This is a genomic window from Christensenella tenuis (assembly GCF_014287795.1).
GTDB classification, from domain to species: Bacteria; Bacillota; Clostridia; order Christensenellales; family Christensenellaceae; genus Christensenella; species Christensenella tenuis.
In genome coordinates this window covers 124,206-139,193 of record NZ_JACOON010000002.1, presented here as the reverse complement: position 1 = coordinate 139,193, position 14,988 = coordinate 124,206, and the positions used below count along the sequence as shown (strand labels likewise).

General features: G+C 47.5%; 19 protein-coding genes. All 19 read right to left on the bottom strand.

The annotated features are described in order from the left end of the window. Positions 1-13: 13 nt before the first annotated feature. Complete coding sequence (locus H8S18_RS04385) at positions 14-286, bottom strand: hypothetical protein (protein ID WP_186857088.1); 273 nt, start codon at positions 284-286, stop codon at positions 14-16. A gap of 18 nt (positions 287-304) precedes the next feature. Continuing rightward, entirely contained in the window at positions 305-1,237 is a 933-nt protein-coding gene (locus tag H8S18_RS04380) for a hypothetical protein (protein ID WP_186857087.1), read from the bottom strand. 5 nt (positions 1,238-1,242) lie between these two features. Continuing rightward, complete coding sequence (locus H8S18_RS04375) at positions 1,243-2,343, bottom strand: siphovirus ReqiPepy6 Gp37-like family protein (protein ID WP_186857086.1); 1,101 nt, start codon at positions 2,341-2,343, stop codon at positions 1,243-1,245. Positions 2,344-2,346: 3 nt separating this feature from the next. After that, entirely contained in the window at positions 2,347-3,204 is an 858-nt protein-coding gene (locus tag H8S18_RS04370) for a phage distal tail protein (protein ID WP_186857085.1), read from the bottom strand. Continuing rightward, positions 3,205-5,892, bottom strand: coding sequence for a phage tail tape measure protein (locus H8S18_RS04365; RefSeq protein WP_186857084.1), 2,688 nt, complete (start codon positions 5,890-5,892; stop codon positions 3,205-3,207). Continuing rightward, on the bottom strand, positions 5,889-6,167 hold the full coding sequence (locus H8S18_RS04360) for a hypothetical protein (RefSeq protein ID WP_186857083.1): 279 nt from the start codon (positions 6,165-6,167) through the stop codon (positions 5,889-5,891). Before H8S18_RS04360 ends, H8S18_RS04365 begins: the two co-directional genes overlap by 4 nt. A 2-nt stretch (positions 6,168-6,169) precedes the next feature. Next, positions 6,170-6,502: a hypothetical protein gene (locus H8S18_RS04355; protein ID WP_186857082.1), complete on the bottom strand. Its 333-nt coding sequence runs from the start codon at positions 6,500-6,502 to the stop codon at positions 6,170-6,172. Positions 6,503-6,562: 60 nt separating this feature from the next. Then, positions 6,563-7,117 (bottom strand): hypothetical protein, encoded by a 555-nt coding sequence (locus H8S18_RS04350; RefSeq protein ID WP_066523672.1) that lies wholly within the window; start codon positions 7,115-7,117, stop codon positions 6,563-6,565. Next, positions 7,117-7,479 (bottom strand): hypothetical protein, encoded by a 363-nt coding sequence (locus tag H8S18_RS04345; protein WP_186857081.1) that lies wholly within the window; start codon positions 7,477-7,479, stop codon positions 7,117-7,119. Before H8S18_RS04345 ends, H8S18_RS04350 begins: the two co-directional genes overlap by 1 nt. After that, complete coding sequence (locus tag H8S18_RS04340) at positions 7,476-7,907, bottom strand: HK97-gp10 family putative phage morphogenesis protein (protein ID WP_186857080.1); 432 nt, start codon at positions 7,905-7,907, stop codon at positions 7,476-7,478. Before H8S18_RS04340 ends, H8S18_RS04345 begins: the two co-directional genes overlap by 4 nt. Then, positions 7,900-8,208 (bottom strand): hypothetical protein, encoded by a 309-nt coding sequence (locus tag H8S18_RS04335; protein WP_066523678.1) that lies wholly within the window; start codon positions 8,206-8,208, stop codon positions 7,900-7,902. The genes H8S18_RS04340 and H8S18_RS04335 overlap by 8 nt, the downstream gene beginning before the upstream one ends. Beyond that, on the bottom strand, positions 8,205-8,495 hold the full coding sequence (locus H8S18_RS04330; protein ID WP_186857079.1) for a phage head-tail connector protein: 291 nt from the start codon (positions 8,493-8,495) through the stop codon (positions 8,205-8,207). The genes H8S18_RS04335 and H8S18_RS04330 overlap by 4 nt, the downstream gene beginning before the upstream one ends. A gap of 20 nt (positions 8,496-8,515) precedes the next feature. Then, complete coding sequence (locus H8S18_RS04325) at positions 8,516-9,544, bottom strand: phage major capsid protein (RefSeq protein ID WP_186857078.1); 1,029 nt, start codon at positions 9,542-9,544, stop codon at positions 8,516-8,518. Further along, positions 9,545-10,180, bottom strand: a complete 636-nt coding sequence (locus tag H8S18_RS04320; RefSeq protein WP_186857077.1) for a DUF4355 domain-containing protein — start codon at positions 10,178-10,180, stop codon at positions 9,545-9,547. Positions 10,181-10,278: 98 nt separating this feature from the next. Then, a complete protein-coding gene (locus H8S18_RS04315; RefSeq protein WP_186857076.1) occupies positions 10,279-11,118 on the bottom strand; it encodes a minor capsid protein in 840 nt (279 codons plus the stop codon). Beyond that, positions 11,115-12,458 (bottom strand): phage portal protein, encoded by a 1,344-nt coding sequence (locus H8S18_RS04310; RefSeq protein ID WP_186857075.1) that lies wholly within the window; start codon positions 12,456-12,458, stop codon positions 11,115-11,117. Before H8S18_RS04310 ends, H8S18_RS04315 begins: the two co-directional genes overlap by 4 nt. Further along, positions 12,455-13,687, bottom strand: coding sequence for a PBSX family phage terminase large subunit (locus tag H8S18_RS04305; protein WP_186857074.1), 1,233 nt, complete (start codon positions 13,685-13,687; stop codon positions 12,455-12,457). The genes H8S18_RS04310 and H8S18_RS04305 overlap by 4 nt, the downstream gene beginning before the upstream one ends. Beyond that, positions 13,659-14,153 (bottom strand): terminase small subunit, encoded by a 495-nt coding sequence (locus H8S18_RS04300; protein WP_186857073.1) that lies wholly within the window; start codon positions 14,151-14,153, stop codon positions 13,659-13,661. Before H8S18_RS04300 ends, H8S18_RS04305 begins: the two co-directional genes overlap by 29 nt. Before the next feature lie 394 nt (positions 14,154-14,547). Further along, complete coding sequence (locus H8S18_RS04295) at positions 14,548-14,988, bottom strand: hypothetical protein (protein ID WP_186857072.1); 441 nt, start codon at positions 14,986-14,988, stop codon at positions 14,548-14,550.

Sequence of the window (14,988 nt, the reverse complement as noted above, 5' to 3'; positions counted from 1 at the left end):
CGGCTTTCGCCGCCTAGCGATCCTTTTCTATGTGTTCTGTGATCCTGTAATGCGCCTGCTTTGCGCTCTGCTCCACTGCCGTAATTCTATGTTCGTGGTCGTCCACCTTGCAATCGAGCTTTTCGACGTCGTTTTTGATACCGAGTATTGTATCGAGCTTAGCGTCTACGCCGCCCCGCCACTTGCTGTCATTCGCTATTTTTTTGTCCCGACCGGACAACCATCCCGCAAGCCCGACAAAGCACCCGACTACGGCAATCAGAATTGTGATCTCTATTTGCATCATACCCTGTCCTCCAATTCCTTATCCAGCCGGATAACAGCCAACTGCCATAATCGCCATCCATCCGCCGCCGGAATCAGCGGAAGTGGAAATTTGCCCGCTGGCGCTTACTACAATGCGCCCAAAGTGGACGGTATCGTTTGTGGCCTTGCGAAAAAATGCAGGGATGAAAAAATCTCCGCTCGGCCTTGGTATGCTTGCGGGAAGTTGAGCGAACACCCCAGAAATAGCATCCGTGCCCGCGGTTGTGCGCCCGCTGAAATTTATATGGACTTGCCGTCCGTCAAACCACGCCCAATTTGCCTCCCATGTTATTCCACTTCCCGAAAATGAGATCATCGCCGGTTTTGTCGCGGGGACAAAATAACTTGCAGGATGCCCGCCCAGCTTCTCCGCATCGTCTGCTGCGTCAACTACTCCGTCGTTATTAGTGTCGTACATTGATTTACCCATCAAATTATTATATTGCGGAATGTAGCCGCACAACGTCGCATCCCCGCGTTCGTCTGTGACTATGATCCCGTTGCCCGTGACCAGCACCCGACACAGTGAGACCTCATAAATTGAAGTGTCACGCGTCAGTTCCGGTGCTGTAGGCGTTCCAGTGGTCGGCGTTCCCTTGATTGCGTCAAGGCATACTATGCGGTTTGCAAGGTCCTTTCGTGCAACAATGCGGTCTATTCGGCTATAGCCGGATTCCACGGAATCAATTAGAACGCTTTTGCTCTCGTGCAAAATCCCGGTTCGCCCATCCACGACTACCACACCCGTATTGACAATAACTGCACCTGCGCCGGATTCGCACGCAAGATTATCTCCTTTGCCCTGTATAATTCCAGTCCCCAAAATGCTATCCATGATCTCGCTATATTCATCTGAATTATACTCGTAGCGGTCGTCAAGCTCCCCTTCCACATAATCGAAAAATCCGAAATTGTCAAAGTTTACTGCCATCTTCTTTACCTCGCGTTTATAGATTTGTTGTTTTTCAAACGGTTCAAAACATCATTTATTTGAGATTTGTTATATCCAAGCGTAACGCTTATTGTCTGCTCGCCGCCCTCGTACACGGTTTCTATTTCTGTGATGCGCGCATCGAGCGCGCCCGTTGGCAACGCATCATCCTTTATTGTGGCAATGTCGCCAAGGTCAAACGCCGTTCCGTACTGTGCCGCAAACGATTTTGACATAGCAGCGGTCACGGTTATGTTGTCGCCATACTCCGCTAGCTTTTCGTCTCCACGGCTTTTTAGCTCATCTACCGTAGAAAGGTCGCGCGCATCAATGTAGACTTCATAACGCCCGATATCTGCAATATCATTGTTCACGCTTTGCGTTATCACCGTTCTTTGCGTTCCCTCACCTTGCCCGGCAACATATCCAAGGTTCACCCATCGGGTATTTTTATCGACATATAAGCTGTCTAGGCGATTGTTATGCAGGGATAATATAAGCCTTTGATTTTCCTGCTGTCCTGCCGTCCTGTCTAATCCGATCATACATGAAAAATCAATATAGCCCTCTGCTATTTCGGCATACCACCCAACACCGCTGGCCGCTGAAATGTTCGCCAGGTCTTCGTGCAGATCGGCAAAACGCCCACTATAATAAATTTTTGTTGTAACATCCGACGCAAGAGGGATTACCCGCGTAAGCGGAATCGCTCTATTGGTATCGGAAGGGCTTACGATCTGCGTTGCAAACAACCCTTCCATCACCTTATTTACTGCCGTATTGCTGTATGAAAGTTCAGCGCTACCAGTAGGCGGCATTACGATTCTTTGCTTGGCTATACCTTTTAGCTCTATGCCTTTAATCGTTCGCTTGTTGGAAGTTCCTTTGTCTGTGATAACCTTTGTCACAATCCCAGCCACACGGGGCGCGATTTGAATAAAATCGAAATCCGCAATCCGGGCAGCGTTCACCGTATCAAGGCTTTGGACTATCTGCCATTCTCCTATACCACTGTACTTGCGGCAAAACATAAAAGAAACGGGATCATCTATTACCCCGCAAAATTTTAATTCAGTCGGCGTAAATTTATAGCATTTGATTTCCATTTGTTATCCATTCCCATATAGACGTTTATAATTTACATAAACTACCGGCGCGCCGGTATCAGCAGAAAAAGAAAGCCTATTGCTTCCAAGCGCAAGAGAGAAGAAGGAAGATTGTTCATCATCCACGGAGTTTGTAGCGTCCTCAATCGTTCCGTCGCCTCGCTCAATCGTGACGGTTTTTTTACCGTATGCGGTGTCAATTACAAGCGTATCGCCCGCCGCAATCGTCGCCACTACCTTCAGCGCCTCACCTGTTGTGTCGTTTTTAAGCGCCGGATTTGTGGCCGCGCCTCTAAATTCGCATCGGATCGGCGCGGGCGCATCCCCACTGTTATTGATCGTCACGGAATCGCCGCGCTTGCCAAACCTCATGGGCATTCTGTGAGGGAATTTTAACCCGCCTACAAAGTCAGCCATTCTGACGCGCGTTTCTATCAGGTCTTCAAAGAATGGATCGTGCGCCGTAAGCTCAAGTCCTATCACCCGTAGCCCAAGCCCAGTGTTAGAGGCAATGTCCGGTTGTTCCGTCACCGTAGCCCTTATCATGCGGCTGTGATGGTCGTTTTCATAGATTAAGACGCCTTCGCCAAGCATAGGATTAAAAACGCGCTGGAGTCCGTCCATAGTCTTGTAAAACTCCGCTGTGCTGAAATAGCTATAGTAAAACTGGATCGGGATTGGGCGCACCCCGTAAAGGCTTCGGCCATAGGTCGCGCCATGCTGCAAATACCCAGACGATTGAACGATCTGAATATCCGCAGCGCGCAACCCTCCAAGGCTATTGATTATAAACCTTGCGTTTTCGTCATATGACGCGGTAAAAATTTGATTCTTCGAGTTTATAAATTTTATCCGTTCCATTTATACACCTTCAAACAACGCCTTCCCAAGCCGGCGCGTCTGTTGCGCCTGTTCGTATGGCGTAAGTTCCCGCGCCGTGAAATAGTTGTTCTGCTCGTTCTTTATAACGCTTCCTGATGCGTCTTTACTACCTTCATGAGTATTTATATACCCGCTAATGTCCGGCGTTCTGTAAGCGTCTGCTAGCGCATCTCCCGCAAAGGCTACTGCCTCCATTTCAAGTTTATTGGCGTTCAAGCCATCTAGCGCCGCTTTGCTTAGTTCGTCCCCGGCCTTCATTACTGCGTCAGTGCTGGATAAAAGGCCCTCTTCCAGCCCTGCGCCGATATTCTCACCGAACCCCCGGAAAACACGCGACGGCGATTTGATTTGAAACAGGTTTTTAAACCCATCAATCATGGATTGCCCTATGTTTCTGATATGATCCATAAGGCTTGGTGCTTTCTTATTTGTGCCTTGTTTCAGCCCTTCCATAAGGTTTTGCCCTGCACTATCCATTTTCACAGAAGGAGAGGCAACGCCTAGAGCGTCGTTCATCGCCTGTATAAGCTGATCCATATCCATACTGGCGGCATCTTTAAGCCCCGGAAATTCGTCTGCCATGCCCTGTGCAAGCCCACGCAACGAGTTAAGACCGCTTTCCTGCATATCTTCCGGCAAACTAGCATAAGCGTTCAGAATGTCACGCGCGTTTTGCCTACTGTCTTCTGAAAGCTGCCCCCCTTGAGCCTTGTTTGTGCCTATCCAGTCGAAAAATTTTGCCGTCTGTTGCTGTATATTGCTATCTGTTAAAAACTGATAATTGTCCCAGGTTACTTCCTGATCGGCTGCAAGTTTTGCGAAATCCGCTATGGCTTGTCGTTCTGCCTCCTGCAACAATGCGGTTTTGTCGAACCAACTTAATGTTTCATCGTTATTTATCTCTTTCATGCGCTGTGCATAATGCTGTTGCACCGTTTCCATGCTTTTTGTGTGCGTAGTGCGGTTATTATATGCCTGCATATTTATTTGTGATTGCTTTTCCATAGTGGAAATATTTTCATCAACTATGCCCTGTGTGATTGCCGAACCTTGGGCCGCATATTCCTTTTGTCTATCAAGCGCGGCTTGCGTCATCTGGCTATATTGCTCCTGCGTAATCTCTCCGCGTTGCAACCGCATTGTTAGGGCTGCGAGCTCGTTTTGAATGCTTCCGTTCACGCTCTCCGCATACTGCGCCTGCGCCGTTTCTAGCTGCCCCATTATCTGCTTGCGCTGCTCATAGGTAAGATTCTCGTTTTTAAGCTGCTCTTGCAGAAGCGTTACTTGTGCGCCGAGCTGCGCTTGATAGAGCTGATATTGTTCTTCTTGAGCCGCCGCGATATTGTCAAGGTATTCCTGCACACTCTGAATTTCGTCGTCCCGTAGGCTTCGATTTTCATCAAATGCCGTCTTGTAAATCTCATTGATTTTGTTTTGATTGTCGCTAATGATGCCCGCGAGATCGCCCAGGGTTTGCCCCGCCGAGTTCGTCATGTCTGAAAAACTGTTGATGCTCGTATCTAAATTGTCCATTTCAGACCGCCACGCCGCCGTTGCCGCGTTTGCTTCTCTCACCTTGGCGTTAATGCCGTCCATTTCCGTTGGTAGCGATGTAAGCAAAGCGAGTAGCGCCGTTACTGCCAAAATAATTGCACCTATCGGGTTTGCCGATGCTGCCACATTGAAAGCTATAACCGCCGCCGTGATTCCCGCCAGCGCAATTAAAACTGCCTCTTTATTGTTTATGATCCATTTAAAGATGCCTAGCAGGGCCTCAAGTGCACCCTTTACAAAGTCTGCGATAGCCTGTTTATTTTGCGTCACAAAGTCGGACAGCGTATTTGCTATAGACTGGATCGCCGCTTTTGTTTCAGAGCTTCCCAGCCATTCAGAAAAGGCTTCCGCAAGGGATTGAAGCAACGGCAAGAATGCTTGCAAGACTGGCAACAACGCTTTTGCAAGCTGCTGTTTTATCTTGTCCATTGCGTCCTTATAGTCATTAAAAGATGTCAATACATCTTCTTCTACTACAAGCCCCAACTTCTCCGCTTCATCTGCTTGTGCCTTGAAATTATCTACGCCCATTTCCATAACAGGCAAAAGGTCTTGATATGAGCGCCCAAAGATTTGGTTCGCCAATACATCACGCTGTGTTGAGTCTCCTACGTTTTCGAGAGCCCCCAGCATGTCAAACATGATATCATACTGGGACTTCATTTTGCCGCCCGCATCCGTAAACGATACACCCAAAGCATCTACTGCCTTAACCGTTTCGGCGTTGCCCTGCTGGTATTGCTTTACCGCTGTAGTAGTCTTTGCAATCGCCTTTTGCCAACTCTGCATGGAAACATCTGCGCTTTCCTGCATGTAGTAAAGTTTTTGTACGCTGTCGGTTGCTATGCCTGTTTTAGCCGAAAAAGTAAGGATATCGTCAGAGTAATCGGCCATATCGTTTGTCATTTTTATAAGAGCTGCACCAGCCGCCACACAAGCTCCGCCGATTGCCGCCCCCATAATTCCGACAGATTTTCCGATAGCCGAGAAGTTCTTTTTGCTTTTACTCTGCGTTTCCTCGGTTGTGTCCCCAACCTTTTTAATTTCGCTTATCCCTTTTGCAAGGTCTGTAACAAGCCCTATTTTAAGCGCGCCCAAATCTAACGTATTCACTCTTTCACGCTCCTATATTCCAGCCCTTTTTGTTTTAATGCTTCTATGTCTGGTTCTGTTTTTGCCATCCGCTCGCAATCTTCAAGGTACTTACGCCCTTCCGGGGTCTTCTGTAAGTCTTCAATGAACATGTTCTTGCTGCATAATAAAAAAACGTCCGTGGGAAGCCGCATGGCCTCATCGAACGTACATCCGCAGTAACGCATTACGCGCCGCACAGACGGCATGATCTCTATGCCATCGCCGCCCTTGCCTTGCCCCGGCAAAGACGGCATTTTCAGTTTTTTTGATCCTGAACCTCATTCATAAAGTCGCAATACCCCTTATATATCGCCGTAAGCATAGGCAGGCTTATTTCATCTTTGATATACTGGTCATCAAATTCGATTCCTTCGGTATTGTGATTAAGTACGCCGGAGGCAGACTTATAGAGCGCGTCCACATAGTTTTCCATGCTTCCCTCATCACAATCCTTCATAACCTCCACTACCTCAAGCAACTCAATCGTCATAGCCTGCGTTGGCTTTTTTATGTGAACCAGCTTCCCATCTGGCATACGGATAGGGAGGGTTTGTTTTTTAAAAACTCCAAGATCAAGAATGTTTCCCATTATTAATTACTCCTTATAAAAGAAAAGGGACGCTCGCAGGGAGCGCCCCATATTCATATTTTAACCGGCTGTCCTTGTGTCCTGCTCAATAACAACGAGCGTACCGTCTGTATCATGCGGCACGGCTTTTAATTCTGCATCGATCACAGTTTCCTTGTCCTTTGCAAAAGCAAGGGTGAAGCCGCTAGATGCGGTTGCAACGATCGTAATGCGCAGCTTAAGCCCGGTGTCATATGTATGAACAAACCGCGCTAAAACCTTGCTAATGCCCGTCTTACCGCGTCCGCCGATTTTCAGCGTGGATTTGTGCGTTGAAGAATCCTCCGTAAGTGCCCCGGCCGGACATAATTTTGCAAGCGTATTAACGCCCCACGTCAGCACGCCCGATTTAAGCGTTACTTCTTCCTCTGTAATAAAGCGTTTTAAGACCGCTCCCATATCATCTACAACGCTGTAGTCTGTCGGCTTGTATTCCAGCGTTGCGCCGCCCTGGATATGGCCTATCTGATTGGAGGTCGTCTCGATTACAGAATCCTCCGGGATTGCCTCCCCGGTATAACTCATTACAAACAGATCGCCTGATCCTAAAATTACTTCTTCATTTGCCTGTGCCATTATACTTTGCTCCTTAAATAATAATATGTTGTGTGGTGGTAGGTTCCTGTTTTCAGATTTTCAAGAACGCCGCCGCCGTTTATTTCAACGCCTAAAATCGTATCATTAAACGGATCATCTCCAAGCGTAAGCAATACATTCTTCACAGCCTCGTGAATCTCGTACACCCGTGCAACGCTCTTGGATATAATCATGATTTCCAGCTTATCAACGCGGGAAATCTTGTCATCCGTCTGCGGCGAGAAATTGAAAACAATACCATCATCTGTTGAGTCGGTCGAAAATGCGGTCATACGATCTCTCACATAGCCGCTTACGGCGGGGTCTGCTTTTAGGGCGGTTACAACGTCTTCAATTATCATTTCTTCATCACGTCCTTAAAGCAATTTATGATCTTTGCCCGGTTTTGTTCTATTGCATCGGATATAAACGGATTGGGTCGCTGCCCTTCGGTTGTGTGCCATTCGCCTTTTTCGTCTTGATACCGCCAAGGAACATTTTTTCGCCCATTTCCATCTATGGCAAATAACCCTGTACCTTGATGAATATATGGCGCGTAATCTATCCCACTGCCTACATATCCTTCAAGGTTTTCGCCGTTTTCTTCCACAACGTGAGTTATGCTTGCGCGCAAAGTGCCTTTATCTGCCGGGCAATTATTTTTTGCAGCATTTTCGACCACAAGGCAAGCTTGTTCAAGACCATCTTTGATAGCGTCCGGCAAGGCTTTTTTAACAAAGTTCTCAAAGTTCCCTAAAACCTCGCTTGCGTCTACTTCTGCACTAGCCATCTGCTATCACCCTTTCAAGAAAAATCTGTGATAACCGCGCATCGTTGTTTGGGTACGTGATTCTATAAACGTCATCTCCGTCGTGTACCTCTTGCCCGTGTTTAAGCGTCCTGTCAAGCGTCAATCCAACGTGCGAGCTTCCTTGAGCGTTGATGTTTAAATATTGGACTTCCGCGCCCGTAAGCGTGCAGATTGCCATTTGCACGGTCTTTACTTCTCGCGGCCTGGAATCTTTTCCAAACACCGAATCGCTTATATCACGCTCCACGATCTTAACCGCTTTCATTCGCCTGCTAATCATAGCGTTTTAAGCCTCCTGTACTTCCCAAGCCTACGCAATAGATCATCCGACAGACCGTTTATAAAGCTCTCTGATGCGCCGCTATAGCCTTGTGACGCTAAACCCTCGCTACCTAATCGGTTGTACCGTATAACCGCCATTTCAACAATCAAGGAGCTTGCTTCATCGGGTATGGCCTCGACGTTGCAAAGCTCCTTAAATGCCTGTTCGGTATCTTCGATTATAGCGGCGGCTGTAGCGTTTTGGATTTCAGGGATGTACGCCTTTAATTTATCCGTCGCGCTCATGACTTGCCCCCTGTAGTAGATTAAGAGACCGTAACCGCTGCGCAGAACGCTGGAATTTTCCCGTCCGTCATTGCAGAGACTTTTACCTTATCGCCCGATGAAACTGCGTCAATAGTATACGTCCATGTAGTGCCATCTACAGCCGCATAGCCTACCGGAATATCATTCACGTACACGCGAACAACCGCCCCCGCCGCGTTCGTACCGGATATGGTCTTATTATTTCCCGCCGCAATGCTGGATTGTGTGAGAACCGGGGTAGCCGACGCTTTGCCGATCATGCAAAGGCGTTTCGCGTTGGTGAGGGCAACGAGGTTCACCTTACGGGAAATAATCGTATTTTTTCTCGCTTCCTTGTCCCTCTCCTGCTCAATCTCGCTATCCTTTTTGGTGAAAAGCGTTACCGCTTCTTTGGTTGCTACATAAGCAAGGTCTGCGGGTACTTTTTTTGAGTACACAACCGGCAATCCGCTAATGTCGCCGATCTGTCCGGTAAAGATGATCTCGCCTTGCTTCGCGCCTGTGAAAAGGTTATTTTTCCTAAGTGCAGCCTTGGTATTCAGCCCGCACAAGATATAAAGCTGGCTTTCGTCCTCAAGGTCAAGGGCCGCGATTGCGTCAACAATATCGTCATACGCGATCTTGTTCGCTGATTCAATCGTCTGGAAAATTTCAGCCTTGCGCAGTTCATCAAAAAATTTCTGGTTCATGTCATTCCACATAGCATTAGCCATTCCCTGTACGCCGAGATTGACAATGCCTGGATCTTTCATCACTTCTTCATCATAGTAATCCCATACCTGTTGAGCTACGCCTACTTCATACTCATAAGGCAGAAATTCAAGTTTGCCGCGCTGTGTGTTCTTCTCGCCCTGCGAGAGGCTTTCAACGTACCCCGTATAGGTATAGCGGTTAATTACTTTTTTCATGCCGGCTGCGCCGCTAAGCGACATATCAACCGTCATAAGTGTTCTGGTGTTAAGTCGCGTTTCTAAAATGTCCTCAACTGTAGATTCAAGAACTTCGTTAGGATATACAATATTTGCCATTTACTCTGCTCCTTTTAGCTTTCTAAATAGTTCCGGGTTGCTCTCGTAAAGCTCTGCCCTCTGCTGAACATTCATCCCCTTTAGGGTCGTGGGCGTTCCCGTCCCGCTACCTTTTGCTGGCGCATCTCCCGCAATGCGCTTCTTAACCGTAGCCTCAACCGCCTGTTTAAACAGTTTGTCGAGCGTATCAATGCGCGCCTGCGCTTCTTTGATGTCGTCCCCAATCGTGATGATGTCGGCAAAAGCGGGATCAAGGCCACGCGCCGCCAAAACTTTGATTACCTCGCCTTTGTTAATGCTCGTGCTCATTTCTGAAATACGCTCATTAAGGCGCTTAATTTCAAGGTCCTTTTCAGCTTCCTTGCGCTGTTCCTCATCCAGCTTTGAAAGGGATAGCTTTTCCTCATACTCTCTCTTTTGCTTTTTCAGTGCCGCCGTAACCCTTCTGTCCGCTTCCGCTTGCAATAATTCTGCAATCTCGGCTTCGGTGTAAGTTTTACCTTCGCCACCGTCCGGCCTTCCACCGCCGGAACCGCCTCCATCTGGTTCGCCGCCCGGGTCTCCGGCCGCGCCCCCGTCTGCGTCCATCATCGGTGTAAGCCTGTTAAGTAAATAACCCTGTAAAAATTTTTCCATTTCTTAACCTCCGTAAGTTGCGGCATTGCCGCCCCTTTAGTTCTGTTATCGCACAGCCCTATAAAGCGTAATAAAAAAGAAGCCTGTTAGAACTTCTATTAAGCATATTTTTTTAGTAGCTCTGCCGCTTCCGTTAAATCGTCGCCCACTTCCACCACCGGGGCATAACAGCAACGGCAATTCGGGTGAATTGGTAGCGTTGGCGCGCCATCTATCGGGTAAATCTGACCGGAATAACCCTCGCACTCATCACAAATACGGTCATCCACTTCAGCGATGTATTCAACCATTATCACCCCGGCGGCCTTATAAGATTTCATTGCCGCATCGTTGTAGTAGTGATTTGCTTCCGTCCGCACAAGGCGATCAGCCGCGTAGTAGTTCATGTTAAGGTCGCCTTGCAATGCTTTCTTAATAGCTCCGGGTGATTTACCAGATATAAGCATATCGGTAATATCCTGCTTCACCCTCTCGCCCATTTTGATACCGTTTTCTATATAACGCTGAGAGAAAGAAGCATCGTTCCATGCGGTATTCACAAGTTGCTTGATCTGCACGTTGTCCAGCATATCAAAGGACGGGTTGACGGGCGCGCCGCTTTGTTTCAAATCTTTAAGCGTTACGCCCATTGTCTTTTCAAACACCTTTATAAGCGTCCTCTCCGTCCCGCGTATCTGGTTTGTGGTAATATCCCCCGTAATCTTACCTAACCGTTGTTCAAGCTGATACCACCGAGAGAAGTTCCATAGCTGTGTCCTGCTTAGTTCCTCGCCACCCTCCGCAATCTGAATATATAAATCATCTATTTGTTCCGCAAGCTGCTTATAAGCCGTCTTGTATAGCTTCTGTTGTCTTATAATCTCGGATTCAGCGAGCCCATTCGCGTAAGCTTCACTTTCAAGCGTGCGTTTTCGCCAGTATTCTGCGCTACCCATCATTTAAACTCCGGCTGATCTTCGTCGTCATCTTCCCGGTAAGATATCTCATACGTTGGTTCTTTAGCATCGATTTTCTTTAGTTCGTCTTCAACGTCCGTTACAAAAGGCAACTGCCCTAACGCCGTTTCCTTAGATACAATCCCCGTTATCTTATTTACCATGTCGGCGGCTTCTATCGCGTTTACCGGAATATTGCGGGTGAACGTCATATCTATCATGGTGTAATCGTAATTCTTAGCAAACAAATTTTGCACATTGCAAATCAATTCAATTCTTCGCTGTAGTGCCTTTTTAAAATATCTCTCTTTTACGCTCGTTACATTCTCAAATCCAATCAGTTTATACTTGATCGCAATGCCGGAAAGGTTATTTGCAAACGATTCATCCGTAAGTTTCGGGCACTTGCTAAATTTGTGAATATCATCATCTATACGGTTTTTAAGGTTCTCGATGTACGTATCATTGATCTGTTTTATCAGCCATTCAGCGTGAGAATCCGCATCCGACAAAGACAGTACGCGCTGCTCCTTCATTGCAAATACATCTTCCGCAGTCGTCCCGCCAAGACCACGCAGCACTAAATAGGCGTCAGTAAAATATTCGAGGTCGTTCGCGCTGTCGCTCTGCATCTTGTCATAGGCGTTTATAAGCGTCATTTCGCGCTCAAAATCGCCTATGCCCTCTTTGTTGTTTTTATATACCACAACGGGAACATCATTGAAGTAATGCAGTCTTTGTCCAGTAAGCTTTAGCGTAGTAGCATCTGCGGTATAGTATGATACCTGCTTTTGATCGTACACCTCAACCATTTGCGTTTTTTCGTTTGAGAATAGGTCTTTTAGCACATCGTATGCCCGGATGAAGTACAGCATTTCACCCTCTAGGGCTGCATCATATACCGCAATGCAGGTTTCCGTGTAATCCAACGCCGTAAATCTAACGTTTGAATCACTATCCAGATATAAAAGCTCATAAGCGTCGCCCGTGATGCTGGCTTCTTTTGCGAGTTCTGCGTTTTCGCTCTGTTCGTCGTTATAGTCAAATAGCGCTTTTATCTCAATCAGCATATCATCCGGCGCGCCCTCTGCCGCCTTATACGTGACGGGTACACCCATGAAATAACCCGTGTAACTGTCTGTGATATACGCCGGATAATTATTCACAAGCCTGTTATTCGGCTTGGTCGGGTCTGAAACAGTGCGATTTAAAATGTCCTGCTTCCCGTCATACTGCTGGTGCAAATACTGCCTACGCGCCGCCTCTGCCGCGCTATTCGTTATAAGCTGCCGGATTTCGTCAACAGTAAGTTCTTTGTCTTTGTTGATTCTATACTCTATCAAAGTCCTAGCCCTTCCTTTGAAAAACTCTGTAGTCTGCGCACCTTGCGCACTGGCTCTATTCCATACCGCAGTGCGGCGATTGCATCGTCAAGAAATGGAACGGGTTCATCTAGCCACACATCCCGCTTTTCGTCACGCTTCCACTTCCATTGCTGGAGCTCCTTCATAAGATTTACGCATGAAGGATGAATGTGTATTTTATGCGCTTTTAAATAGTCGATCTGCGCTTGTACGCTCCCTTGCTCTTTCTTAACTGCCACGGCTTTATACCCGGAAGAACGCCATGTTTTAATCCTGTCTGGCTCCGCGCTGTCGCAGTACATTATTACGTGTTTCGGCATGGTGCAAGACGTTATGATCTCTCCCGTGTCCTTCTCGTAATCGTATTGCTCCTTTAAGACGTATATTTCATCGTCCTTAAATCCAAGCAATAAAATAGCGTTAGCGTGGTTAAACCCAAAGTCTTGCCCAAGCGCAGCGCTGTCATAGTTGTTTATATCTTGGCTGACCTCTTCTGCGGTCCAGTTTGTCAGTATAAGTCCTCCAACTTCTCCCCACTCTCCAAGGCCATATACCCGATACCCATCCGGGTCTAATTCTTTGCGTCGCATCATACGTGCATGGTAGGCAGAATCTATAAACCGATTATCCAGATATGTGCTATGGTGCGTGAAAACATTTGGATCAACTATATCAAAATAATCATGCTTGATCCAGTGCGTGGCTGCCACCGGATTGAACGTGAACCGCATTTGATAAAAAAGACCGTCCTGAAGTTGCCCTCTCAAACGGTCATCTAGTATGTCCACATCCGCCCTTGAAAATTCCGTCGCTTCCTCGAGCCATATATCTGTAAGGCTTCCTTTTTCAAACGTGATAGACTTGATCTTCTCGCGCTGTCTGTCGTCGTTCATGCCGCGAAAGATTATCTTTGAGCCGTTAATGCAGCGCAGTTCAAGCGGCGACATTATAGGCTTCCAGTAGTCCCACAGCCCCATGCGCGATATTGCCCCGGATAACTCCGCGAAAGTGCTATCACGGTTCGTTACCTCCGATTTACGCAATGCCAAGAGGTTTCGACCCCTATCCTGCATCAGACGCAATATATAATGCTGTGCCGTGTCAACGCTTTTCCCGCTTCCCGCGCTCCCTTTCAGAAGCACATAGCGACATTTGCTTTGATTTGCCGGAGCAAATACTTTATTCGCTTGTACCCTGATCGTTGCCATAGTCTACCTGTATCCTCAAATCCACGCCGCCCGAAAGATCAACCTTATCGGTATATAGACCATGAACCTTGCCCAGTAATTCAGCGGCTTTATTTACGTCGCTGATCTTTGCTGGAATCTGCACGATCTCCGGGGTTTCTTTTTCTTCCGTCTTTCGTTTCCCCGCTTTGTCATACGAGCTTTTACGGGTCTTGCAGACAATTACAACACTTTCGGTTTCTTCCCTACGCAATATGCGCGTTAATGTTTCTTGCACTTCTCGCGCGTCTGCTATGCGGCTTGAGGATATTTCTGACTGCACTTTATCGACGTATTCACGTATAACAGGTTTTGTCAAGTTTTCTGCGCCAATTCTATTTGCTGTTTTCTCTGAATACCCCGCGCGCTTCGCCGCTTCCGTAGCGTTGCCTAGCTGAATGTAAAATTCTGCAAATGCTTTTTGCCTCGGCGTTAGCTTAGCCGCCACAACGTTAACCTCCCGTTTACCCACTCAAATCTATATACTTCTCCAATGCGGTAACTCCCGCCGCGCATCAAAAACGCGACCGTCTTTCTCCGGTCCGCCCTTGAAACCGCTATTGCGGCGGTTAAGTCCTTACAATGGCTCATGTTGTAGATATCCATACCCTACCCCTGATTTCAGAATTACGCGGGCGGGGATTTGCACCCCGCATGAATGACAACGCCATAGCAAATCTCGTTGCCTCGCTTCCGGTTCAAACCCTGCTCCACTGCTATGATATGATTTGCAGGCTCACCGCGCGTCTACCTATTCCGCCACCGCATTTTTTTGCAAAACAAAAACGCCACCCATCAGGATGACGTTTAGCTACTTTTCACTAATAGCATTTTACCACGGATCAATCTGAACTTTCTGGACAATTTTCAAAATTTTGCAAGAAGCCATATACCAGTCTGCGCTGCCAGCTCCCATCACCAGCCATTTCCAATCGCATGGGTATTTTCCACCACGGCAATCCTTCCACATACCGCAGCCGCAAAAGCTCCCGCATCTCGCTGTCTTCTACAGATGAGATGAATGTTTCTACTTCCAGCATCATGGCCATTGCCTTTTCAAGCCGGTCTTTATAGATGTCCACAACCTTTTGAAGCATTGTCTTGTCTATGGCATGCCCAATCACCTTACTGCTGTGCTCCGTGAAAGGAAATTCAGGCGACGACATTTTTACTATATCGCAGGAAGACACTTTCTGTGTTTGCATATCGCTGATCCGTTGTTCCAGGTTGCGCACTTCTGCCACAAGCGCCCTGTACTGTTCCAGCTTTTCGCGTATCGTCAT